Annotated in this window: 15 protein-coding genes; 9 read left to right on the top strand and 6 right to left on the bottom strand. The window is 69.7% G+C overall.

Features of this window, described 5'->3' with window-relative positions; translation table 11 throughout:
• The first annotated feature begins 242 nt into the window (after positions 1-242).
• The gene (locus BLU22_RS14770; RefSeq protein ID WP_090216075.1) at positions 243-1,187 is read left to right on the top strand and encodes a DMT family transporter; all 945 of its coding nucleotides are present in this window, start codon (positions 243-245) and stop codon (positions 1,185-1,187) included.
• Between the two features lie 40 nt (positions 1,188-1,227).
• Here BLU22_RS14770 and BLU22_RS14765 read toward each other — a convergent pair whose 3' ends face one another.
• Positions 1,228-2,622, bottom strand: coding sequence for a class II fumarate hydratase (locus tag BLU22_RS14765; protein WP_090216072.1), 1,395 nt, complete (start codon positions 2,620-2,622; stop codon positions 1,228-1,230).
• A 130-nt stretch (positions 2,623-2,752) separates the two neighbouring features.
• Here BLU22_RS14765 and BLU22_RS14760 point away from each other — a divergent pair, with 130 nt between their 5' ends.
• Positions 2,753-3,064, top strand: a complete 312-nt coding sequence (locus BLU22_RS14760) for a BolA family protein (protein ID WP_090216070.1) — start codon at positions 2,753-2,755, stop codon at positions 3,062-3,064.
• A 23-nt stretch (positions 3,065-3,087) separates the two neighbouring features.
• Here the strand turns inward: BLU22_RS14760 and cmoB are convergent, their stop codons facing one another.
• From cmoB to BLU22_RS14745, 3 genes are all read right to left on the bottom strand, one after another.
• Positions 3,088-4,065 (bottom strand): tRNA 5-methoxyuridine(34)/uridine 5-oxyacetic acid(34) synthase CmoB, encoded by a 978-nt coding sequence (gene cmoB / locus BLU22_RS14755; RefSeq protein ID WP_090216067.1) that lies wholly within the window; start codon positions 4,063-4,065, stop codon positions 3,088-3,090.
• Positions 4,066-4,081: 16 nt separating this feature from the next.
• Entirely contained in the window at positions 4,082-4,825 is a 744-nt protein-coding gene (gene cmoA / locus BLU22_RS14750; RefSeq protein ID WP_090216065.1) for a carboxy-S-adenosyl-L-methionine synthase CmoA, read from the bottom strand.
• A gap of 149 nt (positions 4,826-4,974) precedes the next feature.
• Positions 4,975-5,541, bottom strand: a complete 567-nt coding sequence (locus BLU22_RS14745) for a hypothetical protein (protein WP_090216062.1) — start codon at positions 5,539-5,541, stop codon at positions 4,975-4,977.
• A 201-nt stretch (positions 5,542-5,742) separates the two neighbouring features.
• On the opposite strand from BLU22_RS14745, the gene aroC reads away from it, so the two are divergent.
• The 6 genes from aroC (at position 5,743) to speE (ending at position 10,987) form a co-directional block, all read left to right on the top strand.
• Positions 5,743-6,834 (top strand): chorismate synthase, encoded by a 1,092-nt coding sequence (gene aroC, locus BLU22_RS14740; RefSeq protein WP_090216058.1) that lies wholly within the window; start codon positions 5,743-5,745, stop codon positions 6,832-6,834.
• A 91-nt stretch (positions 6,835-6,925) separates the two neighbouring features.
• Positions 6,926-8,083 carry an MFS transporter gene (locus BLU22_RS14735; RefSeq protein WP_090216056.1) on the top strand — a complete coding sequence of 386 codons (1,158 nt, stop codon included), beginning with the start codon at positions 6,926-6,928 and terminating at the stop codon, positions 8,081-8,083.
• 27 nt (positions 8,084-8,110) lie between these two features.
• Positions 8,111-8,731 (top strand): methylthioribulose 1-phosphate dehydratase, encoded by a 621-nt coding sequence (locus BLU22_RS14730; protein ID WP_090216053.1) that lies wholly within the window; start codon positions 8,111-8,113, stop codon positions 8,729-8,731.
• Between the two features lie 18 nt (positions 8,732-8,749).
• The gene (locus tag BLU22_RS14725; protein ID WP_090216048.1) at positions 8,750-9,295 is read left to right on the top strand and encodes a 1,2-dihydroxy-3-keto-5-methylthiopentene dioxygenase; all 546 of its coding nucleotides are present in this window, start codon (positions 8,750-8,752) and stop codon (positions 9,293-9,295) included.
• A gap of 2 nt (positions 9,296-9,297) precedes the next feature.
• Positions 9,298-9,981 (top strand): acireductone synthase, encoded by a 684-nt coding sequence (gene mtnC, locus BLU22_RS14720; protein WP_090216045.1) that lies wholly within the window; start codon positions 9,298-9,300, stop codon positions 9,979-9,981.
• 145 nt (positions 9,982-10,126) lie between these two features.
• The gene (gene speE / locus BLU22_RS14715) at positions 10,127-10,987 is read left to right on the top strand and encodes a polyamine aminopropyltransferase (protein ID WP_090216043.1); all 861 of its coding nucleotides are present in this window, start codon (positions 10,127-10,129) and stop codon (positions 10,985-10,987) included.
• Positions 10,988-11,063: 76 nt separating this feature from the next.
• Here speE and BLU22_RS14710 read toward each other — a convergent pair whose 3' ends face one another.
• Both BLU22_RS14710 and BLU22_RS14705 read right to left on the bottom strand, forming a co-directional pair.
• A complete protein-coding gene (locus BLU22_RS14710; protein WP_090216519.1) occupies positions 11,064-11,546 on the bottom strand; it encodes a GNAT family N-acetyltransferase in 483 nt (160 codons plus the stop codon).
• Between the two features lie 25 nt (positions 11,547-11,571).
• Positions 11,572-12,234: a DUF2726 domain-containing protein gene (locus tag BLU22_RS14705; protein ID WP_090216040.1), complete on the bottom strand. Its 663-nt coding sequence runs from the start codon at positions 12,232-12,234 to the stop codon at positions 11,572-11,574.
• A gap of 326 nt (positions 12,235-12,560) precedes the next feature.
• Between BLU22_RS14705 and BLU22_RS14700 the strand changes: the two genes are divergently transcribed.
• A complete protein-coding gene (locus tag BLU22_RS14700; RefSeq protein ID WP_090216038.1) occupies positions 12,561-12,899 on the top strand; it encodes a ribonuclease E inhibitor RraB in 339 nt (112 codons plus the stop codon).
• Positions 12,900-12,921: the final 22 nt, after the last annotated feature.

The raw sequence follows: 12,921 nt of genomic DNA, 5'->3' as shown, positions 1-12,921 counted from the left end.
TGCCCGCCGACAGGAGAGGGGCGAGTGCCGGGCGCACGGGGCTGCCGGGATCATCGGCAGCGGCTCCATGCAACGCTCTGCGCCGAGCCTTCGGCGCAGAGTCATGGTGACCCGCCCGCCGGCCGCGCGGCGCGAAATCTTCCGGGCGTGCGCCACGCGCAGGCTCTAGAATGGGCCATCGGCCGCTGCGGCGGCCTCCCGTTCTCCAGGCCCTACGGCCTTTCCTGCGAGTTTCCCCCCCCATGCACGTTTCCTCCGGCCGCTGGCTCTACGGCCTGTTCCTGACGATGGTCACCGCCCTGCTCTGGGGCATCCTGCCGATCAAGCTCAAGCAGGTCCTGCAGACCATGGACCCGGTGACCGTCACCTGGTACCGGCTGTTCTCCTCGGGGCTGATCCTGCTGCTCTGGCTGGCCGCCAGCCGGCGCCTGCCGCGGCGGGCGGCGCTGGGGCGCAGCGGCCCCTGGCTGCTGGCGCTGGCTATCGGCGGGCTGGCCGCCAACTATGTGCTCTACCTGCTGGGCCTGCAGCTGCTGAGTCCGGGCACCACCCAGCTGCTGATCCAGATCGCGCCGATCCTGCTGCTGCTCGGCAGCCTGCTGGTGTTCCGCGAAGCCTTCGACAGCTGGCAGGCACTGGGGCTGGCGGTGCTGCTCGGCGGTTTCGCGCTGTTCTTCAACCAGCGCCTGGCCGAGCTGTTCGGCGCGCTGGGCGACTACAGCCTGGGTGTGTTGCTGGTGCTGCTGGCGGCGCTGGTCTGGGCCTTCTACGGGATGGCGCAGAAGCAGCTGCTCAGCGGCTGGAACTCGCTGCAGATCATGATGGTGATCTACCTGTGCTGCGCCGCGCTGCTCACCCCCTGGGCGCAGCCGCTGCAGGCGCTGGAGCTGTCCGCGCTGCAGGGCTGGCTGCTGGCCGCCTGCTGCCTGAACACCCTGGTGGCCTACGGCGCCTTCGCCGAGGCGCTGGCGCACTGGGAGGCCTCGCGGGTCAGCGCCGCGCTGGCAGTGACGCCGCTGGTGACCTTCGCCTCGGTGGCGCTGGCGGCGCTGCTCTGGCCGCTGCATGTGCAGCCCGAGGACATCAACGCGCTGGGCTACGCCGGCGCCCTGCTGGTGGTCGCCGGTTCGGCGCTGACCGCGCTGGCGCCGACGCTGCGGGCGCGCCGCCGGGCGAGGGCGGGGTAAGCCGCCGGCCGAGCGCCATGGCGCGGCGCCAGTAGCGGCCTCAGCCCTCGTCGCCCGGAGCCAGCATGCGCTCCGGGCGCACCCAGGCGTCGAACTCGGCGTTGGACAGGTAACCGAGCGCCAGCGCCGCCTCGCGCAGGCTGAGGTTCTCGGCGTAGGCCTTCTTGGCGATCTGCGCGGCCTTGTCGTAGCCGATGTGCCGGTTCAGCGCGGTGACCAGCATCAGCCCGCGCTCCAGGTGCTCGGCCATCCGCGCGGCGTCCGGCTCCAGGCCGCGCACGCAGTGCTCCTCGAAATTGCGGCAGCCGTCGCCGAGCAGGCGGATCGACTGCAGCAGGTTGTGGACGATCACCGGCTTGAACACGTTGAGCTGCAGGTGCCCCTGGCTGGCGGCCAGACTCACCGTGGCGTCGTTGCCGAGCACCTGGCAGGCGAGCATCGACAGCGCCTCGCACTGGGTCGGGTTGACCTTGCCGGGCATGATCGAGCTGCCCGGCTCGTTGGCCGGCAGGCGCACCTCGGCGAACCCGGCGCGTGGCCCGGAGCCAAGCAGGCGCAGGTCGTTGGCCAGCTTCATCAGCGCCACCGCGAGGGTCTTCAACGCCCCGGACAGCGCCACCAGAGGCTCGTGGCCGGCAAGCGCGGCGAACTTGTTCGGCGCGCTGACGAACAGCTGTCCGGACAGCTCGCTGATCTCGCGGGCGATGGCCTCGGCGAAGCCGGCCGGGGCATTCAGCCCGGTGCCCACCGCGGTGCCGCCCTGGGCCAGCTGGCAGACCGCCGGCAGGGCGGCGCGGATCGCCTGTTCGGCGTAGCCGAGCTGGGCGTCGAAGGCCGACAGCTCCTGGCCGAAGGTGATCGGCGTGGCGTCCATCAGATGGGTGCGCCCGGTCTTGACCAGCCCGGCATGCCGCTGCGCCTGCGCCTGCAGCCCTGCACGCAGCATCTGTACGGCCGGCAGCAGTTCCTCGCTGACCGCCAGCGCCACGGCGATGTGCATGGCGGTGGGGAAGCAGTCGTTGGAGCTCTGCGCGCGGTTGACGTGGTCGTTGGGATGCACCGGGCTCTTGCCGCCGCGCCCCTGGCCGGCCAGTTCGTTGGCGCGCCCGGCGATCACCTCGTTGACGTTCATGTTGCTCTGCGTGCCGCTGCCGGTCTGCCAGACCACCAGCGGGAACTGCGCGTCGTGGGCGCCGGCCAGCACCTCGTCAGCGGCCCGCTCGATCAGCGCGGCGATGGCGGCGGGCAGCTCGCCGCTGCGCGCATTGACCCGCGCGGCGGCCTTCTTGATCAGCGCCAGGGCATGGATCACCGCCCGCGGCATGCGCTCCTCGCCGATGGCGAAATTGATCAGCGAGCGCTGGGTCTGCGCGCCCCAGTAGGCGTCGGCGGGCACCTCGATGGGGCCGAGGCTGTCGGTTTCGGTGCGGGTCATCGCGGCTCTCCTGCAGAAGGGGGTGGTCCTGCAGTCTAGTTCTGGGCGCCGCCGTTCTGCGACCGCGGCGACCTTGAGCGGCCGGCGGCTTGTGCGCAGAATGCGCGCACACTCATCCCGGAGAATCGCCATGTCGATGCAGGAACAGATCCGCTACGCGCTCGCCAGCGCTTTCGCGCCGCAGCACCTGGAAGTCCACAACGAGAGCCATATGCACAGTCGCGGCCAGGACAGCCACTTCAAGGTGGTGGTGGTCAGCGAGGCGTTCGCCGGCCTGCGCCCGGTGCAGCGTCACCAGAAGGTCTATGCCGCCCTTGGCGAGCTGATGGCGCAGTTCCATGCGCTGGCTCAGCACACCTACACCCCCGAGGAGTGGGCCGCCACCGGTCAGGTGCCCGATTCTCCGACGTGTCTGGGCGGCAGCAAGCACGACGGGCACTGAGGCGGAGCCCTGTCAGGGCTGACTCAGGGCTTGCGCGCCAGCAGTGCGGCGCGGCGCGGTGCGGGCAGGCCTTCGATGGTCTTGCTGCGATCCTGCGGGTCGAGGAATTCGGGCAGCGACTGGAACCTCATCCACTCGGTGGAGCGCTGCTCCTCGACGCTGGTGACGCTGACGTCGATGCAGCGCACATCGACGAAGCCGGCGCGGCGCAGCCACAGCTCCAGGGCCGCCACCGAGGGTAGGAACCAGACGTTGCGCATCTGTGCGTAGCGATCCTCGGGCACCAGTACGGTCTGCGCGTCGCCTTCCACCACCAAGGTCTCCAGCAGCAGCTCGCCGCCGCGCATCAGGCAGTCCTTGAGCGCCAGCAGGTGGTCGATGGGCGAGCGGCGGTGATAGAGCACGCCCATGGAGAACACTGTGTCGAAGCCTTCCAGGCTCGCAGGCAGCTCCTCCAGCGCCAGCGGCAGGTGCCAGGCGGGCAGCTCCGGCAGGTAATGCTTCATCGCCAGGAACTGGCAGAAGAACAGCCAGTTGGGGTCGACGCCGATCACGCAGTCGGCGCCGGCGCCGAGCATTCGCCACTGGTAATAGCCGTTGCCGCAGCCGACATCCAGCACCCGCTTGCCGCGCAGGTCGAGGTGCGGGGCGATGCGCGCCCACTTCCAGTCCGAGCGCCATTCGGTGTCGATATGCATGCCGAACAGCTCGAACGGCCCTTTTCGCCACGGGATCAGGCCCTTGAGCGCCTGCTCCAGGGCGGCGCGCTGCGCGTCGCTGCACGGGCCGGCGAGGTGGAAGGTTTCGGCCAGCTCGCGCTGGCGGGCGTCGAGCGCCGGCAGGGCGTCCACGGCCGCCTGCCAGCGGGTCAGGTCGCCGTGGCCGCGGGCCAGCTTGTCGGCGAGCAGGTCGGGCAGGGTCGCGGCCCAGGAGGCCAGCGGCGTGCCGTGCAGGCGGGCGAGCAGGGCGGGGAGGCCGGCGCGGGTGGCGAGAGCGGTCATGGGCGGTCCGGGGCGGTCAGGGCAGGGCGATCAGCGAGGCGAAGTTCAGGCACTGGAACCAGGGCACGACTTTCGAGAAACCGGCCTCGGCCAGGCGTGCGCGGTGTTCTTCCAGGCTGTCGGGTTTCATCACGTTCTCGATGGCGCTGCGCTTCTGGGCGATCTCCAGTTCGCTGTAGCCGTTGGCGCGCTTGAAGGCGATGTGCAGGTCGGTGAGCAGCGCCTGCTCCTGGTCATCGGCGAAGCGCAGTTTTTCGGAGAGAATCAGCGCGCCGCCCGGCAGCAGCGCCCGGCGGATGCGGGTCAGCAGGTCGAGGCGCTGCTCGCGGGGGATGAACTGCAGGGTGAAGTTCAGCGCTACCACCGAGGCCGGGCGGAAGTCGAGCCGGCAGATATCCGCCTCGACGACCTCCACCGGCAGCAATTCCTGGAACATCGAGTCCTGGGCGTGCAGGTATTCGCGGCAGCGCTCGACCATGGCGCTGGAGTTGTCCACCGCGATCACCCGGCAATCCTCGACCTGCACATGGCGGCGTAGCGCCTGGCTGACCGCGCCGAGCGAGCAGCCCAGATCGTAGAGGGCGCTGTGCTGCTGGGCGAACTGCCCGGCGATCACCCCGAGGTTCTCGACGATGGTCGGGTAACCGGGTACCGAGCGCTTGATCATGTCGGGGAACACCCGCACCACCGCCTCGTTGAACACGAAGTCGGCGACCTGTTCCTGGGGCGATGCATAGATGCGGTCGGGTGTCTGCTTCACGGCGCGCTTCCGCTGGGAGAAAGCCGCGCATTCTAGCGAACTGCGGCGGCGGGTAGAAAACCCGTGCAGCGGTTTTCCGGCGATCCGCGGTGAGGCCCTCGTTCCGCGCGGCGTGCGCCGCCTGAGCTGTTGCCCGGGCGGCGCCCCGCTCATTTCTTCAACTGATCGGAGAAGAATTCGCCGGCGCCCTGCAGCGGGCCGAGCGGGTTGCGCTGCACCTCGAAGCGGCGGATCTGCGGCTCGCCGTTGCTGATCTTGTGCACCAGCACGTCGTCGACCAGCACGAACACCGCGCGGAAGGTCCAGCCGTGGACCCGGCGGTTCTTGCGGAAGTTGAACACGTCGGCCCAGAAGCTGCCGACCCGCTGGCTGTCGGTCTGGTTGAACTCGAAGGCGTAGCCGCTGCAGCGCTCCTTGGCCTGCAGGCAGCTGACCAGGCTGTCGGGCAGGTAGTCGATGGGCACGTTGGGCTGGACGAACAGCATGCGCACGTCGAGGAACGACAGCATGCGCCCGTTGCCGCCGTTCAGCGGGTCGAAGCCCAGGGAGAACAGCTCGCTGCGGGTGGTCTTGCCCGGTGTGGCGCGGGCGAAGCTGGTTTCCGCATCGAGATAGTCGCGGAACGCCGAGCTGACTTCGGCGCGCTCGCTGGGCAGCAGGCTGGTGCAGCCGGAGAGCAGGAACAGGGCCAGCAGCGACAAGACGGAATAGCGCATGATGCGTTCCCCCCACCCAGCATGATCACCCATCTTGGGTATAGGCGATTTCCACCGGCCACGCCTGCGCAGCGCCGCACGACGGGCGACCGTTGGGCGCCTGCCGGACGCGGCAGGCTCGCGCGGGTGGCGTTTCCCCAGTGCGCGGGCGCTTGGGTATACTGCGCGGCCCTGACTTTCCCTCGCCGCGGAGCTTCCTGCATGTCTGGCAACACTTACGGCAAGCTGTTCACCGTCACCACCGCCGGCGAAAGCCACGGTCCGGCCCTGGTCGCCATCGTCGACGGCTGCCCGCCGGGCGTCGCGCTGTCGGCGGCCGACCTGCAGCGCGACCTCGACCGCCGCAAGCCCGGCACCAGCCGCCACACCACCCAGCGCCAGGAAGCCGACGAGGTGGAGATCCTCTCCGGGGTGTTCGAAGGTCGCACCACCGGCTGCCCCATCGGCCTGCTGATCCGCAACACCGACCAGAAGTCCAAGGACTACTCGGCGATCAAGGACCTGTTCCGCCCGGCCCACGCCGACTACACCTACCACCACAAGTACGGCCTGCGCGACTACCGCGGCGGCGGCCGCAGCTCGGCGCGCGAGACCGCCATGCGCGTCGCCGCCGGTGCCATCGCCAAGCAGTACCTGGCGGGTCTGGGCATCACGGTGCGCGGCTACATGAGCCAGCTCGGCCCGATCGAGATCCCCTTCAAGACCTGGGACTCGGTGGAAGGCAACGCCTTCTTCAGCCCCGACCCGGACAAGGTGCCCGAGCTGGAGGCGTACATGGACCAGCTGCGCCGCGACCAGGATTCGGTCGGGGCGAAGATCACCGTGGTCGCCGAGGGCGTGCCGCCGGGTCTCGGCGAGCCGATCTTCGACCGCCTCGACGCCGAGCTGGCCCACGCGCTGATGAGCATCAACGCGGTCAAGGGCGTGGAGATCGGCGCCGGCTTCGCCTGTGTCGCCCAGCGCGGTACCGAGCACCGCGACGAGCTGACCCCGGAGGGTTTCCTCTCCAACCACGCCGGCGGCATTCTCGGCGGCATCTCCAGCGGCCAGCCGATCGTCGCCCATCTGGCGCTCAAGCCGACTTCCAGCATCACCACCCCCGGCCGCTCCATCGACGTCGACGGCAATCCGGTGGAGGTGATCACCAAGGGACGTCACGACCCCTGCGTCGGCATCCGCGCCACGCCCATCGCCGAGGCGATGATGGCCATGGTGCTGATGGACCACCTGCTGCGCCACCGCGCGCAGAACGCCGACGTGCGGGTGAACACTCCGGTGCTGCCGCAGCTGTGAGCCGGCGAGTCGCTCGGGCAGCGGCGCCGGCCGCTTCCCGGCGCGTGCGGCGCCGGAGCGCGTCGTGCGTGCGTCGCGCGGCGGGTCGCCCATGACGGCGGCTCTGCCCTACTGGCGGCTGTCCGGTTTCTACTTCAACTACTTCGCCCTGCTCGGCGCGACGGCGCCGTTCCTCGCCCTGTATTTCCATCACCTGGGCTTCTCCGCGGCGCGCATCGGCGAGCTGGTGGCCATTCCCATGCTGATGCGCTGCGTGGCGCCCAACCTGTGGGGCTGGCTGGGCGACGTCAGCGGCCGACGCCTGCTGATCGTGCGCCTCGGCGCTTTCTGCACCCTGCTGAGCTTTCTCGCCATCTTCCATCGCCAGGATTACGCCTGGCTGGCCCTGGTGATGGCCCTGCACGCATTCTTCTGGCACGCGGTGCTGCCGCAGTTCGAGGTCATCACCCTGGCCCACCTGGGCGAGCAGGCGGCGCGCTACAGCCAGTTGCGCCTGTGGGGCTCGATCGGTTTCATCGCCGCGGTGGTGGGCCTCGGCGCGCTGTTCGAGCGGGTCAGCCTGGACGCCTATCCCTGGGCGGTGAGCCTGATCATGCTGGGCATCGCCCTCGGCAGCCTGTGGATTCCCAACGCCCAGCCCCACAGCCCGCCCGGCGAGGCGGCGCGCGGCGGCTTTCTGCAGCAGCTGCGCCGTCCGGGCGTGCCGGCCTTCTATGGTGCGGTGGCGCTGATGCTGTTCAGCCACGGTCCCTACTACACCTTCATCACCCTGCACCTGGAAAGCCTCGGCTACGCCCGCGGGCAGATCGGCGCGCTGTGGGCGCTCGGCGTGGTGGCCGAGATCCTCGTGTTCCTGGTCATGGCCCGCCTGCTGGCGCGCTTCTCGGTACGCCAGGTGCTGCTCGCCAGCCTGCTGCTGGCGGCGCTGCGCTGGCTGCTGCTGGGCGGCCTGGCCGGCTACTGGCCGGTGCTGCTGCTGGCGCAGGTGATGCACGCGGCGACCTTTGGCAGCTTCCATGCCGCAGCCATTCACTTCGTCCGCCACAGCTTCGCCGCCCGCCAGCAGGGCCAGGGCCAGGCGTTGTACGCCGCTCTGTCCGGCGTCGGCGGCGCGCTCGGCGCGCTGTACGCCGGCTATAGCTGGAACGGCCTCGGCCCGGCCTGGACCTTCGCCCTGGCCAGCCTGGCGGCGCTGCTCGCCGCCGTCCTGGTGATCCGGCGCCTGCGCGATCCCGCCTGCGCGCCCTGAATTTCCCCTCGCTTGGAGACCGTCAAGATGACCGATCAGCGCCAACGCCTCACCCGACAGATCATCGACGCCGGCCGCTTCCTCTACGGCCGCGGCTGGTCGCCGGCCACCAGTAGCAACTACTCGGCGCGCCTGGCCGCCGACCAGGCGCTGCTCACCGTGTCCGGCAAGCACAAGGGCCAGCTCGGCGAGGACGACGTGCTGGCCACCGACCTGGCCGGCCACAGCCTGGAGCCGGGCAAGAAGCCCTCGGCCGAAACCCTGCTGCACACCCAGCTGTACGCCTGGCGCGCCGAAATCGGCGCGGTGCTGCACACCCACTCGGTGAACGCCACCGTGCTGTCGCGCCTCACCCCGGGCGACCATCTGGAGCTGGAGGACTACGAGCTGCAGAAGGCCTTCGCCGGGGTCACCACCCACGAAGGCCGGGTGACAGTGCCGATCTTCGACAACGACCAGGACATCGCCCGTCTGGCCCTCCAGGTGCAGCAGTGGCTGGATAAGCACCCCGACTGCGTGGGCTACCTGATCCGCGGCCACGGCCTTTACACTTGGGGCGCGCAGATGAGCGACGCCCTGCGCCAGATCGAGGCCTTCGAATTCCTCTTCGAATGCGAACTGAAGACCCGCCAGGTGCTGGGTCGCTGAGCCACAAGGATTCCGTCAATGAGCAGCCTGACCGTCTACCACCAGTCCCAACCCGAGCAGCCGGAAAAGATGCTCACCGATCCGGCCGACATCGCCAGCACGCTGGCGACGGTCGGCGTACGTTTCGAGCGCTGGGCGGCCAACGCGCCCATCGCCCCCGGCGCCAGCCCGGTGGAGGTGATCGCCGCCTACCACCACGAGATCGAGAAGCTGATGTTCGAGGAGGGCTACGTCACCGTCGACGTGGTCAGCATGGACCGCAACCACCCGCAGAAGGCCGAGCTGCGCGCCAAGTTCCTCGACGAGCACACCCACGGCGAGGACGAGGTGCGCTTCTTCGTCGCCGGTCGCGGGCTGTTCTGCTTGCACGTCGACGAGCGCGTCTACGCGGTGCTCTGCGAGAAGAACGACCTGATCTCGGTACCGGCCGGCACCAAGCACTGGTTCGACATGGGCGAGGAGCCGCACTTCGTCGCCATCCGCCTGTTCAACAACCCCGAAGGCTGGGTGGCGCAGTTCACCGGCGACCCCATCGCCGCCGGCTTCCCGGGCCTGGAGTACTGACGGTGCCGATCAAAGTCATCCTCACCGATATCGAAGGCACCACCAGCGCGGTGAGTTTCGTCTTCGACGTGCTGTTCCCCTATGCCCGCCAGCACCTGCCGGCTTTCCTCCGCGAGCGGGCCGCCGAGCCGGCGGTGGCCGAGCAGATCGCCGCGGTGCGCGCCGAGAGCGGCGAGGCCGACGCCGATCTGGAACGGGTCATCGCCATCCTCCTGGAGTGGATCGCCGCCGACCGCAAGGCCACCTCGCTCAAGGCGCTGCAGGGCATGGTCTGGGCGCAGGGCTACCGCGCCGGCCAGCTCAAGGGGCACGTCTACCCCGACGCGGTCGCGGCGCTGCGCGCCTGGCACGCCGCCGGCTACACCCTAGGCGTCTACTCCTCCGGCTCGATCCAGGCGCAGAAGCTGATCTTCGGCTGCTCCGAGGCGGGCGACCTGACGGCGCTGTTCGACGCCTACTTCGACACCACCAGCGGCGGCAAGCGCGAGGCGGCGTCCTACGCCCGCATCGCCGCCGCCCTGGGCCGCCCGGCCGGCGAGATCCTGTTCCTCTCCGACGTGGTCGAGGAGCTGGACGCCGCTCGCGCCGCCGGCATGGCTACCTGCGGCCTGGCCCGCGAGGGTGGCGAGCTGGCCGGCCACCGCACCGTGGCCAGCTTCGCGGCCATCGATCCGGCGGCCTGCTGAGCCGCCGCCGGCCACACGCAGCCCTGCAACCGGGCCGTCACCCGGCGGCCCCAGACTGTCGTGGCGGCCGTGCGCCCCCTACAATCCCGGACATCCGGGGCGTCTGCGCCCCGAAGTTTTCAACGACTTGCAAGGAAACACGCCGATGAGCGATTACCAGGAAACCCTCTACGAAGGCTATGGCCAGCGTTTCAGCATCGACAAGATGCTTCATGAAGTGCGTACCGAGCACCAGCATCTGGTGATCTTCGAGAACGCCCGCATGGGCCGTGTCATGGCCCTGGACGGCGTGATCCAGACCACCGAGGCCGACGAGTTCATCTACCACGAGATGCTCACCCACGTGCCGATCCTCGCCCACGGCCTGGCCAAGCGCGTGCTGATCATCGGCGGCGGCGACGGCGGCATGCTGCGCGAAGTGACCAAGCACCGCAGCGTCGAGCACATCACCATGGTCGAGATCGACGCCACCGTGGTCGACATGTGCAAGCAGTTCCTGCCCAACCATTCCCGCGGCGCCTACGACGATCCGCGCCTGAACCTGGTGATCGACGACGGCATGCGCTTCGTTGCTACCACCGAGGAAAAGTTCGACGTGATCATCTCCGACTCCACCGACCCGATCGGTCCGGGCGAGGTGCTGTTCTCGGAGAACTTCTACGAAGCCTGCCGCCGCTGCCTGAACGACGGCGGCATCCTGGTCACTCAGAACGGCACCCCGTTCATGCAGCTGGGCGAAGTGCAGACCACCGCCAAGCGGATGAACGGTCTGTTCTCCGACTGGCACTTCTACCAGGCCGCGGTACCCACCTACATCGGCGGCGCCATGACCTTCGCCTGGGGCAGCACCAACGCCGACTACCGCAAGCTGCCGCTGGAAACCCTGCGCCAGCGCTACGCCGGCAGCGGTATCGTCACCCGCTACTACAACGCCGACATCCACCAGGCGGCCTTTGCCCTGCCGCAGTACGTGCTGGAAGCGGTGCACAAGCCGAGCAACGACTGAGTGCTCGCCGGGTGAAACGCAGAAGGGGCCGCAAGGCCCCTTCTGTCGTTTCGGCGCAGGCTTTCGGCCCGCGTACTCAGTGCAGCGCCTGCACCATGTACCGCGCCGGCACTCCGTAGGACGCCAGATGGGCCTGCTGGCGCTCGTCCAGGTCGCTGGCCGGAGCGTAGCCCAGGCGGCTCCAGAAGGCCTCGGAGTCCTGCACCGAGACCAGCGCGCTGTAGCGCAGGCGCTGGGCGCGGGCGTGGTCGAGCAGGCGCTGCACCAGCAGCGGGCCGATGCCCCGGCCGGCGGCGCGGCGCGCCACCGCCAGGTCGTGCAGGTACAGGCAGTCGGGGTCGTCCGGTTCGCTGAAGGCGCCGTCCAGCGGGGTGACGGTGCCGGCGCGGGAGCGGTAGCCGAACAGGTAGGCGCAGGGGCCTTGCGCGTCGGTGGCCACCCAGGCCAGTTCGGGAGAGGCCTGCAGGCGCAGGGCGATCACCTCAGCGCTTTCCAGCAGCATGTCGCTGTAGGCCTCGGCCTGGATGGCGAGGATCGCCGGGATGTCGCTGGTGCGCATCGGGCGCAGGGTCGGGGTCATGGCGTCACTCCTGTGAGCGGTCGATGGGTTCGATGTGCCGGCAGGCCGGGAAGCGGCTGCAAGCCCAGAAGGCGCGTCCGGCATGGCTGCCACGGCGTGCCACGCGCTGCACCATCGGCGCGGCGCAGGCCGTGCAGCGGGGTATGGCCGGCGCCACGGGGGTGTCGTGGCGGCTGTCCAGATGGGGCGCCAGCAGCGCTTCGAGGTCGGCGCGTGCATAGCGCGCCCGCGCGGTCACCTGCAGCAGCGGCAGCCCGGCGCCGGCGCAGGCTTCCGCCAGGAAGGCATCGCGCTCGCGGCGGTCGCGGCGCTGGTGGGAGGCGTCGTTGAGCTCCACCACGCAGAGCACCGCGCAGTCGTCGCGGTTGCAGAGCACGAAGTCGACATGCTTGGCCGAAATGCGGTTGAAGGCCCGCCACCAGCGCTGGCCCTTGAGGCCGCTGCGCGGGGTGAGCAGGTCGGCGACGCGCACCTTGCCGAACACCAGGGCGCGCTCGCCGACCACCTCGCGCAGCACGGCGAGGAAGGCCCGCTCGCCGGGGCTGAACAGCGCGGGCAGCCGCCGGTAGGTGGCGTTGCGCCGGCGCGAGGCGCGGCGCCAGAGCAGCGCAAGCAGCAGACAGAACAGCAGTAGGGCGAGGCCGCCTGCCAGGGGGTACAGCGTCATCGATCAGCCTTGCCGGAGGAGGGTGCGGAAATCGCCGGCGATTGTCGCAGAATGCCCGGCGCAAGTCCGGCCCGTGCGGTGCGCGCCGTCGGATCGGTGCCGGGAGCGCGTGCACGCCGGCCGATTTGCCACTAGGCTCTGGGAGTGCCTGCGCCCGGTCGAGTGGCGTTGCAAAGCGGCTCGGAATGCTCATTTACGCTCGGTAAACTGCGCTTCCCCGCCGCTTTTCGCTTTGCCCGCCGCTCGCCCGGCCGGCCTTTCATGCAGACCCTCGTCTGGGTCCGGTGGCAGCTTAATGTCCGTTGAACGATGAAGGAGTGTGCGCCATGGCCAGAATCTCTCCTGAAGACATCGGCAATACCGTGCTGCGGCAGATGCGCGAGGGCGGTTTCGACTTCGCCCGTGTGCATCCCATCGAGTTCTACGCGATCTTCGCCGACGAGGCGCAGGCGCGCCGCGCCGCCGGGCAGTTCCGTGGCGAGTGGCTGAATGCCCAGGTCTGCCGGCGCGACGGCGCCTGGCACCTGCAGGTCAGCAAGGTGATGTACGCCACCCGCGACGGCATCGACGACTTCGAACACGACCTGCAGGCGGTGGTCGGTCCGCTCGGCGGCATCCTCGACGGCTGGGGCGTGACCCAGGAGGTGTCCGCGCCGCCACGTTGAGCCGCATGGCCACGTGGCTGCC

The sequence above is a fragment of the Pseudomonas guangdongensis genome (genome assembly GCF_900105885.1).
Lineage (GTDB): Bacteria > Pseudomonadota > Gammaproteobacteria > Pseudomonadales > Pseudomonadaceae > Geopseudomonas > Geopseudomonas guangdongensis.
The sequence above is the reverse complement of the archived record's forward strand: the minus strand, read 5'-3'. Positions and strand labels throughout refer to the sequence as shown.